16 protein-coding genes are annotated in these 17185 nt (G+C 68.5%); 8 read left to right on the top strand and 8 right to left on the bottom strand.

Annotated features, from left to right (window positions below; genetic code table 11):
- Genes EV137_RS10565 through EV137_RS10540 form a run of 6 tightly spaced genes read right to left on the bottom strand, consistent with a single transcriptional unit; the run spans nt 1 to nt 7367 of the window.
- A complete protein-coding gene (locus tag EV137_RS10565) occupies nt 1-1368 on the bottom strand; it encodes a transcriptional regulator (protein ID WP_134128168.1) in 1368 nt (455 codons plus the stop codon).
- Complete coding sequence (locus tag EV137_RS10560; protein ID WP_134000568.1) at nt 1365-2162, bottom strand: amidohydrolase family protein; 798 nt, start codon at nt 2160-2162, stop codon at nt 1365-1367. Before EV137_RS10560 ends, EV137_RS10565 begins: the two co-directional genes overlap by 4 nt.
- Nucleotides 2159-2917: an amidohydrolase family protein gene (locus EV137_RS10555; RefSeq protein WP_134128166.1), complete on the bottom strand. Its 759-nt coding sequence runs from the start codon at nt 2915-2917 to the stop codon at nt 2159-2161. The genes EV137_RS10560 and EV137_RS10555 overlap by 4 nt, the downstream gene beginning before the upstream one ends.
- The gene (locus tag EV137_RS10550) at nt 2910-5039 is read right to left on the bottom strand and encodes a heparinase II/III family protein (protein WP_134128164.1); all 2130 of its coding nucleotides are present in this window, start codon (nt 5037-5039) and stop codon (nt 2910-2912) included. The genes EV137_RS10555 and EV137_RS10550 overlap by 8 nt, the downstream gene beginning before the upstream one ends.
- A complete protein-coding gene (locus EV137_RS10545) occupies nt 5036-6070 on the bottom strand; it encodes a Gfo/Idh/MocA family protein (RefSeq protein WP_202870877.1) in 1035 nt (344 codons plus the stop codon). Before EV137_RS10545 ends, EV137_RS10550 begins: the two co-directional genes overlap by 4 nt.
- A gap of 1 nt (nt 6071) precedes the next feature.
- Nucleotides 6072-7367, bottom strand: coding sequence for an ABC transporter substrate-binding protein (locus tag EV137_RS10540; RefSeq protein ID WP_134128162.1), 1296 nt, complete (start codon nt 7365-7367; stop codon nt 6072-6074).
- Nucleotides 7368-7557: 190 nt separating this feature from the next.
- Between EV137_RS10540 and EV137_RS10535 the strand changes: the two genes are divergently transcribed.
- Genes EV137_RS10535 through EV137_RS10520 form a run of 4 tightly spaced genes read left to right on the top strand, consistent with a single transcriptional unit; the run spans nt 7558 to nt 11697 of the window.
- The gene (locus EV137_RS10535) at nt 7558-8439 is read left to right on the top strand and encodes a carbohydrate ABC transporter permease (protein ID WP_134000561.1); all 882 of its coding nucleotides are present in this window, start codon (nt 7558-7560) and stop codon (nt 8437-8439) included.
- Nucleotides 8439-9287, top strand: a complete 849-nt coding sequence (locus EV137_RS10530; protein WP_134000559.1) for a carbohydrate ABC transporter permease — start codon at nt 8439-8441, stop codon at nt 9285-9287. The genes EV137_RS10535 and EV137_RS10530 overlap by 1 nt, the downstream gene beginning before the upstream one ends.
- A 50-nt stretch (nt 9288-9337) precedes the next feature.
- Complete coding sequence (locus EV137_RS10525; RefSeq protein ID WP_134128160.1) at nt 9338-10873, top strand: hypothetical protein; 1536 nt, start codon at nt 9338-9340, stop codon at nt 10871-10873.
- Nucleotides 10870-11697, top strand: coding sequence for a fumarylacetoacetate hydrolase family protein (locus tag EV137_RS10520; protein WP_134128158.1), 828 nt, complete (start codon nt 10870-10872; stop codon nt 11695-11697). The genes EV137_RS10525 and EV137_RS10520 overlap by 4 nt, the downstream gene beginning before the upstream one ends.
- Here EV137_RS10520 and EV137_RS10515 read toward each other — a convergent pair.
- The gene (locus EV137_RS10515; protein ID WP_134000553.1) at nt 11694-12545 is read right to left on the bottom strand and encodes an SDR family oxidoreductase; all 852 of its coding nucleotides are present in this window, start codon (nt 12543-12545) and stop codon (nt 11694-11696) included. The genes EV137_RS10520 and EV137_RS10515 overlap by 4 nt on opposite strands.
- A 120-nt stretch (nt 12546-12665) precedes the next feature.
- On the opposite strand from EV137_RS10515, the gene EV137_RS10510 reads away from it, so the two are divergent.
- Nucleotides 12666-13565, top strand: coding sequence for an AraC family transcriptional regulator (locus tag EV137_RS10510; RefSeq protein WP_134000551.1), 900 nt, complete (start codon nt 12666-12668; stop codon nt 13563-13565).
- Here the strand turns inward: EV137_RS10510 and EV137_RS10505 are convergent.
- Nucleotides 13552-14577 (bottom strand): helix-turn-helix transcriptional regulator, encoded by a 1026-nt coding sequence (locus EV137_RS10505; protein ID WP_134128156.1) that lies wholly within the window; start codon nt 14575-14577, stop codon nt 13552-13554. The genes EV137_RS10510 and EV137_RS10505 overlap by 14 nt on opposite strands.
- Nucleotides 14578-14699: 122 nt before the next feature.
- Between EV137_RS10505 and EV137_RS10500 the strand changes: the two genes are divergently transcribed.
- The 3 genes from EV137_RS10500 (at nt 14700) to EV137_RS10490 (ending at nt 17183) form a co-directional block, all read left to right on the top strand.
- Entirely contained in the window at nt 14700-15137 is a 438-nt protein-coding gene (locus EV137_RS10500) for a cupin domain-containing protein (RefSeq protein ID WP_134128154.1), read from the top strand.
- Nucleotides 15134-15508 carry a DUF1304 family protein gene (locus EV137_RS10495; RefSeq protein ID WP_134128153.1) on the top strand — a complete coding sequence of 125 codons (375 nt, stop codon included), beginning with the start codon at nt 15134-15136 and terminating at the stop codon, nt 15506-15508. Before EV137_RS10500 ends, EV137_RS10495 begins: the two co-directional genes overlap by 4 nt.
- A 127-nt stretch (nt 15509-15635) precedes the next feature.
- On the top strand, nt 15636-17183 hold the full coding sequence (locus EV137_RS10490; RefSeq protein WP_134128151.1) for an alkaline phosphatase D family protein: 1548 nt from the start codon (nt 15636-15638) through the stop codon (nt 17181-17183).
- Nucleotides 17184-17185: the final 2 nt, after the last annotated feature.

Raw genomic sequence — 17185 nt, 5'->3', positions numbered from 1 at the left:
TCAGTCGAGCTTCTCGGTGAGTAAGCGGAACTGCTGGCGTGGTCGGCCGCCAGCGGTCGAGCGAGCCGGTGGCAGCGGCCAGGCGAGACCTGCCTCGACCAGCTCCTTCAGCATCCGGCGTCCGGTCCGCTGGGTGACCTGCATGATCGCGGCGACGCTCTCGACATCTACGACCACCTGTCGGCCCGGAGCCGAGCTCATGGCAGAGGCGATGGAGGTCACGATCTCCAGCGCTCGCTGGTCGATCGGCGAGGTCCCGTCGGCCGGTGCGGATTCAGTCGTCGCAGGACCGGGCTCGAGGTCCACCCGATCGCTGCTGCCGTCCAGGTACACGGCTACCTTGCCGCCGGCCGCTACGGAGTCCTCAACGGCCATGAGTGCGTTTGCCTCCGCAGCGCGAGCGGTCTGGCCGGTTCCGGCGCCTACAGCGACAGGTACTCCGAGCTGTGCAGTCAACGCGCCTAGAAAGGGTGCAACCGCGAACTGCTCAGTCAGCCGCAGCAGAGCGCCGTACGTCGTGGTGACCAGGAAGAGTGTGTCGGACCGGCGCGTGACTGACGCACCGACCTGGCGGGCCTCGGACAGCAGCTTCTGGTGCGTCGACAACGCCAGCTCCTGCTGCCAGTAGTCACCCGACTCGGCCCGCGACGCACCGGTCGGAATGACCTGTACGGCGATCATCGCGAGCTGATGCGCTCCCATCCGAGTGCCCTGGCCGAGCAGTACGGCGGTCTCCAGCGCATCCCGCACACTCGACCGCGTCGGCGCGATCCGCAGCACCGGTACGCCGTCCGCGCGCAGCTCACGCTCCACGGCAAGGATCGTGGTCAGCGCCAGCGTGGTGTGCTGGCGTTCCCACTTCTCGCGGTGGAACGCAGCGAACCCCGCGACGGACTCGGGGCCCTCGTAGGGGACGTCGTACACCTGGGCGGTGTCCAGGCCGATCTCGCTGTACGCCTCGGAGACGTCCGCGAGTGAGAGCGAGTCGATGCTGACCCGGCTCAGGTCGACGTCCGTGATCGTCAGCGAGGCCCGCAGCAGGGCGGCGTACAGCGCGGCGCCGGTCAGCGGCAGATGGGTCGACGGGACGGTGAGCCAGTGGCCGGTCGTCGCCAGGTCGAACGCCCACGGGCCGGGGAACACCGCCGCGTCGATCCGGTCCCGCAGCCGCAGGTAGCGCTCCTCGGCCTCGGACAGGTCGTCGTACCCGCCGGTCAGGAACCGCACGCCGTTGACGGACCGCTCCGCGACCTCCTGGCCGACCTCCGACATCGTCTTGACCAGCCGGCGTGGACCGAACAGTCCGACCGTCACCGCGGGCAACCGCTCGCCGGACACCTGCTCGGACTGCTGCATCTCTTCCGTCATTGGCCAACCCCTCGTTCTCCCGGTAGCGGCCGCCACCGGAACAGCTTGCGGGCGTTCCCGCTGAGAACATCTTGGCGTTGACTCTCCGTCAGCGGTGCACAGACCACGCGGCCGAGCGACATGCGCTGGTCGATGAAGGGGAAGTCGGAACCGAACAGCACCCGCCCGCTGCCTACCTGGTCGACCATGGCGCGGATCAGCGGCCCGGTCATCTGCGAGCCGCACACCTCCAGCCAGAGCGAGTCGTACCGGCGGGCTGCCGCGATCGCCTCGTCCACCCCGGCCGGTGTGATCCCGGCATGTCCGAGGACAACCGACGTACCCGGATAGCGTTCCGCGACCGCCTCGAACAGCCGCGGCGCGTCGTACGGCGACTGATGCTCGGAGTGACTGAGCACGGGACAGCCGGTGGACTCGGCGAACGCCCACACCGCGGCGTACCGCGCGCCGGTGACCGGGTAGCGGTGCAGGCTCGGATGCACCTTGATTCCGACGAACCGGTCGTCTCCCGCGAGCCGCTCGAGCTCGTGCTCCGGCTCCTGCCACGGGTTGATGACCGCGTACGCCGCGATCCGGTGCGGGTACGCATCGACCGCGGCGAGCGACTGCGAGTTGCCCAGGTGCGCGTCCTGCTGGATCGCGCGGTTCGCCGCGAGCACGGTGACGTCGGTGCCGGTCCGGTCCATCACCGCGACCATCGTCGCGGCGTCCGACTCGGGGATGAAGAACAGCGAGTACGGGCCGAGGTGGGCGTGCACGTCGACGATCCGATGCTGCGGCCGGCGCCCGATCATGCTCGTACTCCCTGGAGCAGCCGGCGCGCGTTCCCCGAGCCGACCAGGCGGACCGTCGCGTCGTCGAGACCGGACCACGCGAGCCGGACGATGCTCTCGCCGGGATCGCGGACCCCGAGGCCGGTGGCGAACAGCAACCGGTCGGCGAGGTCGTTGGCGGCGAGCCACTCGACGCCCTGATGCGCGGCGAAGTCGACGAGATCGACGAAGACGTTGGTGTGCCCAACAAGCGTGGCCCAGAGTTCGCGGAGCTTCCGGTACCCGAGGTTCGACACGACGATCGGCAGCTCCGGGAAGCGGGTCGCGATCGTGTTCAGGTCCGGCCAGGAGAGTTCCGCGGCGTCGACGCACAACGGCAGGCGGTTGGTCTGGAGCGCGTCGTACAACTCGATGAGCAGAGCGGGGGAGAAGCCGTGCGACGCGGGGTGGATGCGGAAGGCCGCGACGCCGTCGTCCACCGCGCGATCCACCAGGTCGGTCAGCGAGTCGAGCTCACCGGACGTCGCCGGGACCGCAGTCCAGCATGCCAGTACGCCGTGGTCGGCCAGGTCGTGTGCGATCGCAGACGCTTCCACGTTGCCGCCGATCGGGTCGTGCAACCACGATGCCATCGCGCTCACCAGAGCGCCGGACAGCGCGTAGCGGTCCAGATGCGCGGCGATCGCGTCCCGGTCGGTGGGTGGGAGCAGGGAGGCAGGATGCGCGCCGGTGACGATCCGCGCGTCGAACCACCCGCTGGTTACGTCGTCACTCATAGCGAACCCCGTCAACAGTCCACGCCCCGGCGTACGGAAGCGTCAAGTGCGCCCACTCGTCCTCGACGATCGCGTCGATCAGCATCCCGTTGAGCCTGATCTCACCGTGTGCGCGAATCCACAGCCCGCAGCGTCCGGAGCAGGTGATCTCGAAGCGCAGCGTGTCGCCGGTCGGCCTGGCCAGTACGTCGACGTTGTCAGTCGCCCGTAGGAGGCCCGGCAGCGTCCGCACCCGCCACCCGGTTGCCCAGGTCAACTGACCGTCGACGGTCCGCGTCCACGTGGACCGCCCGATCCGGTCGACCGTCTCGTCGAGGGCGACCACCAGCTCACCGTCGACCCGATCCACCGACACTGCGGCCGGCTCGGCGCCGGCGTGCGGCACCAGCACGGTCGTGAAGCCGGCGGTCGACCGCGTCACCGTGAGCGAGTGCAGCGGGCCGTACTCAGCCGTCCGACGCTCCAGCACCGGATGACGAGCTACGCCCTCGGTCAGCTCAACCTGAGTAGCATCACCGGCGTCGATCAACAGCAAGCCCGGTCCGTTGGGCGCAGAGGCGTCGTACGCGAGCTGCCCCACCTCACGCCACGGGTGCAGCGCGTGCCAGCAAGCACGGAAGGTGTGCGTGTCCGGCGCGTGGTCGGTGACAACGACGTACGACGGGCTCTCGCGGACCAGTGCGATCGTTCGGGTCTGCTCGATGCCGTTGCCGTGGTGACGGCCAGAGAACACGGCGAGCACGTTGGCGTCGACGAGTGGGTCGACGTCCACACTGCGGTCCGTCGACAGCTCCTGGTCGTCGACGAGGATCGTGTTGTGGCCGCGGCCCGACTGGTACCACGTCAGGTAGCCCGGATCGTCGTAGCTCGGTGGACCGCCCGCCTCCCACAGCAACGGCTGCTGCCACCCGTCCAGCACCAGGTCCAGTACGGCGCGATGTGAGTGCGACTCCAACTGGTGCTCGATGTGCGGGCCATGGTTGATCACCGCACGCAGTTCTGGACTCCGCAGGATCGTGTACCCCGACTCCGGCAGCACAGTCGCCTGCGGTAGCTCAGGAACTGCGCCTGGCGACAGCCACCGCTCCTCACGCTCTGGCCGGGCAGGAAACGTCGCCACCTCCGCAGCGAGCTCCGACTGCGACATCCATTGCGCTGCGACCCGCGCGAACACAGGGTCGTTCAGCAGGTAACTGCCGCGCAGCAACGACGCTGCGGGCCACTCGATCCCACTGTCCTGCAGGTGCGGCAGCCAGCCGCCCGACGAGACCAGCTCGCACATCCACGTGTGCATCGCGGCAAAACGGGGATGCGCCGCCACGGCCGGGTCGATCCGTGCTGCTGTCTGCAGAGCCGTCAACACCATCCGGTGGTACCCGGGTGAGCGCTCGTAGTGCCCGCCGTCCGGATAGATGTCCAGTAGCAGGTGCTCCTCGATGCGCTGCCGCGCACGCTCCGCCCACGCCTCAGACTCCACGAGTGAGGGCAGTACGGCGCTGAGGTGCAGCAGTTCGGTCGCGCACACCAGTTGCCAGTTCCCGTGCCGGAACACGTCATGCTCGTCGTACGACCAGCGGGCTCCGCCGACGAGTGTCGCGACCAGGCGGCCCCACACGCGGTCGGACAGCGGCGAGGAGGTCAGTACCTCGAGTGTCGGCAGCAGACTGCGGCAGCGGGCCCACGTGCCGAGCGAGTACCAGATGGCGTCGAGACCCGGCCACTCACCGGTCACCGAGTCACGGTGCTCCACCCACTGATCGAGGTGCTTTTCGAACGCCTGCAAGTAGCGCTCGTCACCGGTCAGCAGCCACGCCTGGACTCCAGGCGCGAGCCACCCGAGGTAGTGGAAGCCGTACAGCTGCGACCGCCCGAGTCCCCGTCCGGTGACATTGACACCATCCAGTAGTGGAGCAGCAGCAGCCAGTACGGCGTCCGGTGTAGCTCGAGTCGCCTCAGCCCACTCCGGCAACGGCCAGGCGGGTCGCCTCAGCTGCTCGCCCACAAACGCGCGGAGGCCTGCCAGGTCGCCGGCCGGTGAGCCGAACGCCTTGATCAGGTCGTCGGTCCCGATCCGATTGATGCGCCCGTCGATGTGCCGCGGCTTCTCAGGTCCTTCGGTCATGCGACCAGCATGGACACGTCGACGGGCTGGCGCGTCTCGATCGACAGGTGGGCGGCCTCGAGCACGGCGGTGACGTTGCGGCTGCTCTCGATCGTGATGAGCGGTTCCCGGCCGGTACGGCAGCAGTCGACCCAGTGCGCGATCGCGTCGGCGTACGCACCGGACGGGATCCCGTGCATGACCCGCTGCAGCATGTTCCGCGGATAGCTGTAGCCGTCCGGCTTTGCCAGTACGACGTTCTCCCGCTGCCGGTCCAGCTGCACCACACCGTCGTCCGCGACCACTGCGACGTACGAATCAACTGTCGTCGGGAACGTGTTCGGGTAGATCCACGCGGACTCGAAGGTCGCCACTGTGCCGCGCGAGTACTCCGCCTGGATCTGGATCGCGTCCGGCGTCTCGATCCCGAGCGACCGGAGTTTGCCCCAGCGCGCGGTCGCGTAGACCCGTCGTACCTGGTCGCGGAGCAGCCATGACACCAAGTCGATGTCGTGGCTGGACAGGAACCAGGCGCAGGTCGTGCGATCCGCCCAGGACAGCATCTCGGTCGGCACGAAGATCGTGTCGTCCTTGCGCGCGTACGCGACCGCTGCGTCGCCGAGGTCCGCGAGCAGCTCGTAGGCCTGCGCGTACGCCGGCACCCACCGGTGGTTGAACAGGCACATCGCGATCACGCCGTTCTCGCGGATCGCCTTCACCGCGGCGTCGGCCTCCGCGACCGACGTCGTCATCGGCTTCTCCACCAGGATGTGCTTCCCGGCCTCCGCGGCGCGGACCATCATCTCGCCGTGGACGTCGTCCGGCGTGGTCAGGGCGACCGCGTCCACGGCGTCGTCGTCCAGCAGGGCGCCGAGGTCGGGATGGATCGTCGGCCGCGGCGCGCCGCGCTCGGCGATCTCGTCCGCGAGCTGCGCGGCGGAGTCGGCGGATCGGCTGGTCACCGCCGTGATCTCGGCGTCGGCCCGGCCGGACAACGACAACGCGTTGCCGCGGCCCATGATCCCGGCGCCCACGATCCCAATACGCAGCACGCTACTTGCCCTTCGCCAGTGTGTCGTTCCATGCCTTCTCGGCGTCGTCCAGGGCCTGCTTCGCCGACTTGGTCCCGGACATGAACGCCCGCACCTGGTCGTCGAACAGCTGCCGCAGCTGCTCGTCGTTGCCCGACCCCATCGACGCGTCGATGCTCTGCTTGAAGGTGTCGACCAGGATCTTCCGCGCCTGATCAGCCGGCGTGGTGCCGGAGATCTCGGTGAAGAACGGGTCCTCGAGCGCCTTCACCGAGGACGGGTAGATCGGCACCAGCTTGCACAGCGCGAGCTGCTGCTCGGGCGCGGCGACGTACTTGAGCCAGGCTGCCGCGGCGGCCTGGTTGTCCGACTTAGCGGGGATCCCCATCACCTGCTGGCCCGGCATGTAGAACTTGCCGTCGGCACCGGTCACCGGCGGGCCGACCGTGATCGAGGAGTAGACCGCGGGCGCGTTCTTCTCGACGTTCAGCAGCGAGCTGGACACGGCGGCCGGGTTGAACGCGATGCCCTTGTTCTCCAGCGACTGCGGCATGTCCCGCGGGTTCTCGCTGAGGCTTCCGGGGGCGATCGCGCCCGAGCTGAAGAGCGGCTTGAACTTCTCCAGCAGCGCGAGGGTCTCCGGTGTGTTGAACGCGGCCGTCTTGCCGTCCTCCGAGAGCAGCGGGATGCCGTTCGCCTGCACGACGCTGGAGTACGCCATGAAGTTGGTCGCCGACTTGCCGGTCGCGTCGTGGTACGTCTTCGCGAGCGTGAGCGCGTCGTCGTACGTCTTCGGTGGCTTGGCCGGATCGAAACCCGCCTTGGCCAGCAGATCCTTGTTGTAGAACGCCAGTGACGTGCCGCCGTTGTACCACGGGATCGCGATGCGCTTGCCGTCGACAACCAACGGCTCGGCCAGGTTCGGCAGGTACGCGGCGACGTCGTCGGCGCTGAACAGCGAGCTCAGGTCGGCCATCGAGCCGGCGAAGAGGCCGGTGGTCGCGGAGGTGAAGTTGACGACGTCCGGCACCTTGCCGCTGGCGATCGCCGCCAGCAGCTTGGTGGTGATGTCGGCACCGGGTACGTCGACCCACTTGATCGAGACCTTCGGGTGCTCCTTCTGGTAGGCGTCGATCCACTTCTGGATGTCCGGCCCGTAGTTCTTCTGCAGGTTGATCGTCCACCACTCGACGTCACCGGAGTAGGCGTCGCCGGACTGTTTCTGGTCGTCGCTCCCGCCCGCGGGACTGCCGGACACGCAGCCGGCGAGGGCGAGGACGAGAGTGGCGACAACAGCGGTGAGTCGCAGTCGGGCCATCGTTGGCTCCTCAGGGGGGAATGTCCTAAACCTGGCTTACAGACATCAGAGTGTTCGCCATCTGTTCGCACGAGTCAACGGAAGATGCCGGAAATTTTCTGGAGTTACCGCTTCCGGGCCGCTGCGTTCTGCGTTACGGTTCCCGTCAGCTTGGTATCTGAAATCCGGGTTTCAGACACGAGGAGCGGGTATGCCGGGTTTGAAGGGCCGCGTGGTCGGTCAGCACTGGTACACGCCGTACGTGTTCATGCTGCCCGGGCTGCTGTTCTACGCCGCGATGTTCGCGTGGCCGGCCGTGATCGCGATCCAGCTCGCGTTCTCCGACTACGACATCGTGCATCCGGTGCGCTTCTCCGGGCTGGACAACTTCGTCCGGATGGCGCACGACCCGCGGGTCTGGATCGCGCTGCGGAACTCGCTGCTGTTCGTGCTGATGTTCCTGCCGCTGACCGTGGTCGCGCCGCTGTTCCTGGCGATGCTGGTGAACCTCAAGCTGCGCGCGATCCAGGCGTTCCGGATGCTCTACTACCTGCCGGTGATCACGTCGATGGTCGCGGTGGCGGTCGCCTGGCGGTACGTGTTCAACCGCGAGGGCGTCGTGAACTGGGTGCTCGGCCTGTTCGGCGCCGGACCGACCGACTTCCTGCTCGACCGGCACTGGGCGCTGCCCACGGTCGTGCTGCTGGAGGCGTGGAAGAACGCCGGTCTGTTCATGATGATCTACCTGGCCGGGTTGCAGTCCGTCCCCTCGGACCAGATCGAGGCGGCGACGATCGACGGTGCGAACGCGTGGCAGCGGCTGCTGAACGTCGTCGTACCGTCGCTGCGGCCGACGTTCGCGGTGACGCTCGTGCTCAGCATGCTCGAGGCGATGCGGGCCTTCGAGTCGGTGTACGTGCTGACCCGGGGCGGGCCGCTCGACGCCACTCTCACCCTCGGCTACTACATCTGGTCGAAAGCCTTCGAGGACTACGACATGGGCTACGCGAGCGCCGTCGGCCTGCTGCTGTGGGCGATCATGATCGTCCTGGCCGGCTTCAACCTCTTGGTGACCCGGCGGAGGGACATCTGATGGCCAGGCGGCTTTACCGGCGTACGCCGAGGCTCAACGCGCGCCGGATCGGGCTGTATCTGCTGCTGATCGCCGTCGCCGCGTTGTTCATCGGGCCGTTCCTGATCCTGCTCAGCGCCGCGACCAAGCCCGCCGGCCAGGATGTGTTCGGGTTCCCGCCCGACCTGATCCCGCGGCCGCCGGTGGCCGAATGGTTCCGCGAGGCGTGGACGACGATCCCGTACGCGCGGTTCCTGGTGAACTCGGTGATCTACGTCGGCATCACGGTCCCGGTGTACCTCGTGGTGTCCGCGCTGACGGCGTACCCGCTGGCCAGGATCGCGTTCCGCGGCCGCGGCGTGTTCTTCATGCTGTTCCTGTCGATCATGTTCCTGCCCGGCGAACTGATGCTGATCCCGCGGTTCCTGGTGATGAGCGAGCTCGGGCTGACCGACACGTTCGCCGCGGTGATCCTGCCCGCGATCCTGTCGTCGCTCGGCATCTTCCTGCTCCGCCAGGCGTTCTCGCAGATCCCGGACGAGATCGTCGAGGCCGCCCGCGTCGACGGTGCGAACGAATTCGCGATCTTCTGGCGGATCTGCGTGCCGATCGTGGCGCCGACGCTCGCCGTACTGGCGATCCTCGGGTTCGTGTCGGTGTGGAACAGCTTCATCTGGCCGCTGGTGGTGCTGACCAGCCAGTCCAAGTTCCCGATCGCGCTCGGGATCGCCTACCTGAGCGGCGTCTCCGGCACCGACGTCCGCGGTCTCGCCGCCGGCACCGTGATCTCGCTGGTCCCGGTCGTCGTCGTCTTTCTCCTGCTTCAGAAACGCATCCTCAACAGCATGGGCGGCGCCGTCAAAGGCTGACCCGCCCTCCCGCCCAACCCCCGCCCACCCCCAATTCTTGTGAGGCACCGATGCACCCTGAGCTCAGCCGCCGCACGCTCCTACTCACCACCGCCGCCGGCGGGGTCGCCGCCTGGGCCGGTCTCCCGGCTCTGTCGGCCCTGTCAGCACCCACAGCCGATCCACTCGTCTACGACTCTCCGGCCGCGTTCGACGCAGCGCAGGCCGGCTATCTCGCGTCCAACGCCCAGGACAACGAGGCCGGTCTGTACGCCTGGGGCGAGTCCTACTTCCTGCTGGGCCTGCTGCGGATGTACGAGGCCTACCAGGACGAGCGCTACCTGCGCACGTTCGAGGACCGCGCCAGGCACCTGATGAAAACCACCGACCACGCCAGGCGCGTCGAGGACTACGCCGGCCGGTCCGGCAAGGTCTGGCGCACAGCCGGGAACTACACCGCCGGTCACGGCGTGCTCCCCGACGGCAACGGCACTCCGGCGATTCAGCTCCGCTGGGCCGGGATCAGATCGGCCGAGTCGACCGCCGAGGTGCTGAACGTTGCCGACGGCACCTTCGACCTCGTACTCCGCAACCCCGCCACGACCACCGTCGTCACGCTGCCCGCCGTCAGCCTCGATCCGGCGTCACCGACGTACGTCGTGACAGCGGTCAACAACGTCTACAACGCATCCCTGCGCTGGACCGCCGTCGATCTGCGGACGGCTCCCGCGGCCGCGCCCGCACCGGCGGCGACCACGATCGCGTTCAAGTCGCAGTACTACGTCTTCGCTGTGCACACCGGCATGATCGCGTTCCCGTTGGCCCGCTACGCCCGGATGGTGCTGCAGTCGCCGAAGCTCCGGCGCGGCGAGCGGCAGGAGTTCGCGAGGGAGGTTCTGGATGCGGCGACCGCGGCGGTCGCGTTCCATGACCCGGAGTGGGTGTCGCGTGCGGACGGCACGGGTGACTACGTGTGGCCGAAGGGCGCGCCGATCCCGTTCGACGGGACCATCCAGCCGTACAACCAGAGCCAGGGCATCGGCCAGGTGCTGGTCGAGCTGTTCCGCGTGACCAGGCAGCCGCGCTACCGGACCCGGGTCCTGCAGATGTTGAAGGCGTACGAGCCCGCGCTGCGACTCGTTGGCGACGCCTACGTCTGGACCTATTGGCCGCCGTACAGCCAGCTGTACGCCGGGTACACGAAGACCGCAGGGATCTCGGAGTACACGCCGTCGTACCCGGCCTCTAAGCAGATCGAGGACCTGAGCCACGCCGCGATCAGCACCGAGTTCGTGCATGCGGCGTACGACGCGGGGATCGTGGGCGGACCCGCCACGGACATCCAGCGTTTCACGAAGACGTTCACACAGAAGCTGATCCGGTCCGCGACCGAGGTCTGGTACCGGGTCGACGGGACGGGCGTCGCGGTGCCGGCGAATGCGGTGCAGTGTGCCCGCTGGGGTGCGTACGCCGAGCAGGATCTGCTGGTCTATCAGCAGTCATTGCGCGTGTACGACGCCGTACAACTCGTGCCTGTGCAAGGCTCGCACGCCTTGGGTATCGCGTACCTGAACTGGGCGAAGAACTCTGGTTGGAGGAACAAGTGAGACTGCTCCGGATCCACACCGACGACGGACTGCGCGACGCCGTACTCGCCGACGACGGCTGGGTGGCGACGTTGCCTGGTACGTCGGAGGCGTTCGACCCGGACCGTTGGCGTGAACGGGCCGCCGCGGCCACCGGCCCGGCGGTGGAGTTCGAGGCGGTGCGACTGGCCGCACCGCTCAGCCCCGGGAAGGTCGTGTGCGTCGGACTGAACTACGCCGACCACGCGGCCGAGGGCGGGCAGCAGGCGCCGGCCGAGCCGATCCTGTTCATGAAGGCGCCGGACACCGTGGTCGGCGCGCATGACGACGTGGTGATTCCGCGCGGCGGCGAGAAGACCGACTGGGAGGTCGAGCTGGGCGTGGTGATCGGGCGTACGGCGTCCTACCTCGCCGACGAGGCAGCGGCGATGGAGTATGTCGCCGGGTATGTGCTGGTGAACGACGTGTCCGAGCGGCACTTCCAGCTCGCGCGCGGCGGGCAGTGGGACAAGGGCAAGAACTCGGCGACGTTCTGCCCGCTCGGCCCGTGGATCCTGACCGCGGACGAGGTGCCGGATCCGCAGGCGATCAAGCTCGGGCTGGACGTGAACGGCGAGGCGCTGCAGGACAGTTCGACGGCCGAGATGATCTTCGGCGTCGCGCACCTGGTGCACTACATCTCGCAGTTCATGACGCTCTACCCGGGCGACGTGATCAGCACCGGCACGCCGGCCGGCGTAGGTGCGGGACAGAAACCACCCCGGTACCTACGCGCGGGCGACGTACTACGGGTCTGGGCGGATGGCCTGGGCGAGCAGCACAACCAGCTCGTCGCGGCTCCTTAGGCGTTCAAAGCGGCGGCGATCGTGTCCGCGATCGGGGTGGTGGGGCGGCCGATCAGGCGGGAAAGGTCGGATCCGCGGCCGGCCAGCAGGCCGCGCTTGATGGCGTCGTCGACGCCGACGAGGACGGGGACGAACGGCGCCGGGATTCCGGCAGCTGTCAGCACCTGGGTGAGATCCTCGGGGGAGAGGTTGTTGTAGGCAACGTTCTGACCGGACTGCTTCGACAGCTCGGCGGCGTAGTCGGTCAGTGTCCAGGTCGTGTCGCCGTTCAGCTCGTACGCCTTCTTCTCGTGCCCTTCGCCGGTCAGTACGACGGCAGCCGCCGCCGCGTAGTCCCGCCGCGCGGCCGACGCGATCCGCCCGTCACCCGCGCTCCCGACGACCCCGTTCACCAGCTGTACGGCGATCTGGTCCGTGTAGACCTCGCTGTACCAGCCGTTGCGCAGGAACGTGTACGGCAGCCCGGAATCGAGGATCGCCTGCTCGGTGGCGATGTGGTCGGCGGCCAGCTCGAAGTCCGCGTCAGGTCCGCCGAGCACGCTGGTGTACGCGATCCGCGCGACCCCGGCGTTCATGGCGGCCGTGATGACGGCCTGGTGCTGTTCGAGGCGGTTCGGGTCGAGGCCCGAGATCAGCAGCACTGTGTCATCAGCGCCGAAGGCCTTCGCGAGCGCGTCCGGGTCGTTGTAGTCGGCGACCCGGACCTCGACGCCGCGGTCCGCGATCGGGGCCGCCTTCGCGGCGTTGCGTACGACCGCGACGACCTCATCGGCGGGGACCCGCTGCAGCAGCTCGTCGATGACGAGCGTGCCCAGGTGCCCGGTGGCGGCGGTGACGACGATGCTCATTGATACTCCTAGTCGTTGGGTTCTGTCACCGACAGTAGGCCGCTGTGGCGAGCGGATCTATGTCCATTGAGCGCAGCTTTATATCCGATCGTCTTGATCGGTGCGCGTATGATGCCAGGTATGGATGTGCTTGCCGATGTCGTCGCCGCGATGAGGACCGGCCCGGCCACGTCCGGGCGCACCGACGTCCGGGGGCCGTGGGGACTGCGCTTCGTGCACTCGTTCGGTGCCACGTTCCACCTTGTCCTGCAAGGTACGGCGTGGTTGCTGCCGCCGGACGGCGACCCGATCCCGCTCGGCCCGGGCGACGCGGTCCTGCTGCCGCGCGGCGTCGAGCACGCGATCGCCGACCATCCCGATTCGCCGCTGGTCGACTTCGACCCGTCGGTCGAGGAGCCGCCGCAGGGTCAGGGCGCGCGGTCGTTGCTGCTGTGCGGCACCTACCGGCTGGACCGGGAGCGCCCGCACCCGGTGCTGAGCAGGCTGCCCGACGTGGTCGTCGTACCGGCGAACCCCGGCCGCCACCGTTCGTTGCATACGGCCATCAGCATCCTGGGCGAGGAGCTCGACGCGCAGCGGCCCGGCGCGGCCGCCGTCGTGCCGGCGCTGGTGGATGCGCTTCTCGTGCTGATCTTGCGGGCCTGGTTCGAGGACAGCGACTGCCCGGCGGATCGGGGCTGGTCGCGGGCGCTGACCGATCCCGCGGTCGTGCAGTCGCTGGAGCTCCTCCACGAGCGGCCTGGCGCCGCGTGGACGGTCGCCGACCTGGCCTCCGAGGTCGGGTTGTCGCGGGCTGCCTTCGCGCGGCGGTTCACGGAGGCGGTCGGGGAGCCGCCGCTGACATACCTGTCCCGTTGGCGGATGACGACCGCGGCGCGGCTGCTGCGGGACTGTGATCGCCCGATCGCCACGGTGGCGAAGGAGATCGGCTACACGTCGGAGTTCGCGTTCGCAAAGGCGTTCAAGCGCGACTTCGGCGTACCGCCGGGGACGTATCGCAAGCAGCTCATCCCGGCCTGAGCGTCGCGACCAGTTCGCCACGGCTCCGGACGCCGACCTTGGCGAACGCCGACTTCAGGTGGTCCTGGATCGTGTGCGGCGAGATCGACAACCGGTCGGCGATCGCGCCGGTGGTGTGCCCGGAGATGATCTCCAGACAGATCTCCCGCTCGCGCGTGGTCAGGCCGTACGCCGCGAGCAGCATGCCGACCAGGTGCTGACCCGAGGCAGGCTCGATCGTCACCACCACCTCGTCCTCGCTGTCACCCAGCAGCCGGCTGCCCTGCATCAGCACCCACTCGCCGGCGGCGGTCTGCACCCGCGCCTGGAAGGTGCCGGAGGCTCGGGTGCCCGTGACGACGGCCCGAAGCAGTACGCCGAAGCGTCCCGGCGCGATCTCGTCCAGCTCGTCCTGCCAGATCTGGGCGGCCGCGGTGATCGCCCGCGGCTCGCCGGTCGGTCCGGTGACGACGATCGACGGGCCGACCCCTCCGCGGTACCCGTGTGCGTCCGTCCGTACGGCGACCCGCGTCGCAGCGCCGATGACCGGCGCCACCGACCCGAGGAACTCCACCTCCCGGTCACTGAAGTCGGGACCGCTGCGGACGAACCCGGCCGCGCCCCAGCAGTCCCCGTCGACGACGAACGTCGTCCGGACCTCGTGCTCGATCCCGAGCGGCCGCCACACCTCGTTCAGCCGTCGGTGTCCGACCACCTCGCGGTACGGCAGGTCCGACAAGCGTGCGACCTGGTGTGACGTGCGGGCCAGTTCGGCGAACGAGTTCGGCACGGTTCCGGCGTACTCCGTCTCCGCCAGCCGCGGCTCGTACTCGGCTGGGATGCGGGCCGCGCCGCTCGTCATCGAGCTGATCACCAGCGTGCCCGGGTCCATGCCGGCCCAGCAGGTGAGCTCGCTGCCGACGACCTGTTCGACCACCTCGATCGCGGCCGCGTGCAGTTCCGCGACGCCCATCCCCGAGGTCGCCAGTGCCGCGATGTCCCGGCGCGCGGCCCGCGCCCGCCCCTCCCACATGCGCTCAGTATGCGCCGACGTACCCCGGCCGCCTATCCCCGAAATGTGGGGATTCGGGTGGCTGCGACGAGCACAGCCGCACGGGATACCTCCGCCGTACGCCGCTTCCTACCGTCGCAGTCATGAACGAAACAGTGCATCTGAGCAATGCGGGCAGCGGTGTCGAGTACGCCGCCCCGGACGCGACCGTGACGGTCAAGATCGGCGCCGAGCACACCGGCGGGCAGTACGAGCTGTTCGAGATCGACGCGCCGCGCGCCGACGCCTCGCCGCCGCACAGCGAGTCGTGGAGCAAGGCGTTCTACGTCCTGCAGGGCCGGATCCTCGTCCAGGCAGGGGATCAGGGCTACGACCTCGGACCTGGCGCCTCGATCAGCATCCCGGCCGGCACCGTGAACACGTTCTCGGTGCTGACGCCGTCGGCGAAGTTCCTCGCTGTCAGCCAGACCGGGCGGATGGGCGCGTTCTTCGCGGACCTGGCCGGCGCCGATCCGGCCGACTACGCCGCGCTGGGTGAGATCACGAGCCGGCACGGCGTCAGCCTGGGGGCTACATCATGAGGACGGCGGCGCAGATCCTCGCGATCGCCATCGCGGTCATGCTGGCGTGGGTCTGGCTGATGGAGTCGTTCTTCTACCGCCATCCGCGGCTGTATCCGCTGTTCCTGCTGGAGCGCCGGGACTTCGACGCGGTCAGGTTGTGGATCGTGAACCTCGGGTTCTACAACTTCACGACCGCTGTCGCGCTGGCGCTCGGCGTCGTCCTCGCCCGGACCGGGCATGTGCCGCAGGGTGAGGCGCTGGTCGCTTTCACCGCAGCGCAGCACGTCTTCCTGGCGCTCGTCCTGCTCGCAACGGAGCGGCGACTCTGGTTGAACACGTTGCTGGAGGGCGTTCCGGCCGCCGTACTGCTGCTGCTCGTTCTGCTGTAGGAAATTTACCAATTCTGCGCAATCATGGGCACGGAGCACCGCACACACTCAAGGTTCCCGAATGGTCACCCGCAGTTCGACCGATCCGGGGGCCTACCGCCCTGAGTACCCGTGAAGGTGAGGCCTCATGAGCCCAATCAGTCGCAGGACCCTTGTTCTCGGCGGACTCGCCGCAGCTGGGGCCGGCGCCCTCCCGGCTGCCGCCCAGTCGTCCGTGATCACCGCCACCGCCGCCGTCCCGTACCCGTTCCAGCTCGGCATCGCGTCCGGTGAGCCCGACGCCAACAGCGTCGTGCTCTGGACCCGTCTGGCACCCTCGCCGCTGAATGCCGACGGCCAAGGCGGCATGGCGAACGCCGATGTCGCCGTTGACTGGCAGGTGTCGACCACCGACACCTTCAGCACGCTGGTCGCGTCCGGCACGGTGACCGCGAAGTACGCCTCCGCCCACTCGGTGCATGTCATCGCAGGCGGCCTCAGCCCGGACGCGGACTACTTCTACCGCTTCCGCGCGCAGGGCCACCTGTCACCCGTCGGCCGCACCCGGACCGCTCCGGCTGTGGGCACCAACGGGCGAGACCTGGTGATGGCCTTCACCTCCTGTGCGCATTACGAGGAGGGCTACTACACGGTCTACCGGCGCATGGCCGAGGAGAACCCGGGCCTCATCCTCTTCCTGGGTGACTACATCTACGAGTACGGCGCCACCACCGGAAGGCCTCGCCTGCACGCGGGTGCGAGCGAGATCGTGTCGCTCGCGGACTACCGTCGCCGGTACGCGCAGTACAAGTCGGACCCCGACCTGCAGGCAGCGCATGCGGTCGCGCCGTGGCTCGTCGTACCGGACGACCACGAGGTGGAGAACAACTACGCCAACATGGTGCGAGCGGACAGTACGCCGTCTCTCACGACAGCGCAGTGGACCGCTCGGCGGACCGCGGCGTACCAGGCGTACTACGAGAACATGCCGCTGCGGCCGGCACAGGCGAACAGCGGCAACTCGATCCCGCTCTACCGCCGGCTGCGGTGGGGGAGTCTCGCGACGTTCCACATGCTCGACACACGGCAGTACCGCAACGACCAGGCCTGTGGCGACGGCTGGAAGGTGTGCTCCGACGCTGACCTCGCCAGCCGCAGTCTGCCGGGCAACACCCAGGAGACCTGGCTGCTCGACGGTCTCAACCAGCACTACGGCACGTGGGACATCCTTGGACAGCAGGTGTTCTTCGCTCGCCGGTTCGACTCGGCCGGTGCGGGGAGCATGGACTCGTGGGACGGCTACCGCGCCTCGCGGGCCCGCATCCAGCAGGGCTGGATCGACCGCGGAACCCGCAACCCGGTCGTCCTGACCGGTGACGTCCATCGCGCATGGGCCAGCGATCTGAAAGCCGACTACAGCAACACGAACTCGGCGGTCATCGGGTCCGAGTTGGTGACGAGCTCGGTCACCTCGAGTGGCGACGGCGACGGGGCAACCACGATCCCGAATCTCGCGGAGAATCCGTGGCTGCGGTTCTACCAGAACCGTCGCGGCTACGTCCGGACGACGATCAGCCCGACCCAGCTGCGGGCCGATTTCCGTGCTGTCGCGAAGGTTTCGGAGCACGGCGCAGCCGTGAGTACGGCGAAATCGTTCGTCATCCAAGAGGGTCAACCCGGACTGCAGGCGGTGTGACG

Source organism: Kribbella pratensis, assembly GCF_004366075.1.
GTDB classification, from domain to species: Bacteria; Actinomycetota; Actinomycetes; order Propionibacteriales; family Kribbellaceae; genus Kribbella; species Kribbella pratensis.
This window is presented reverse-complemented; position numbering and strand designations above follow the sequence as displayed.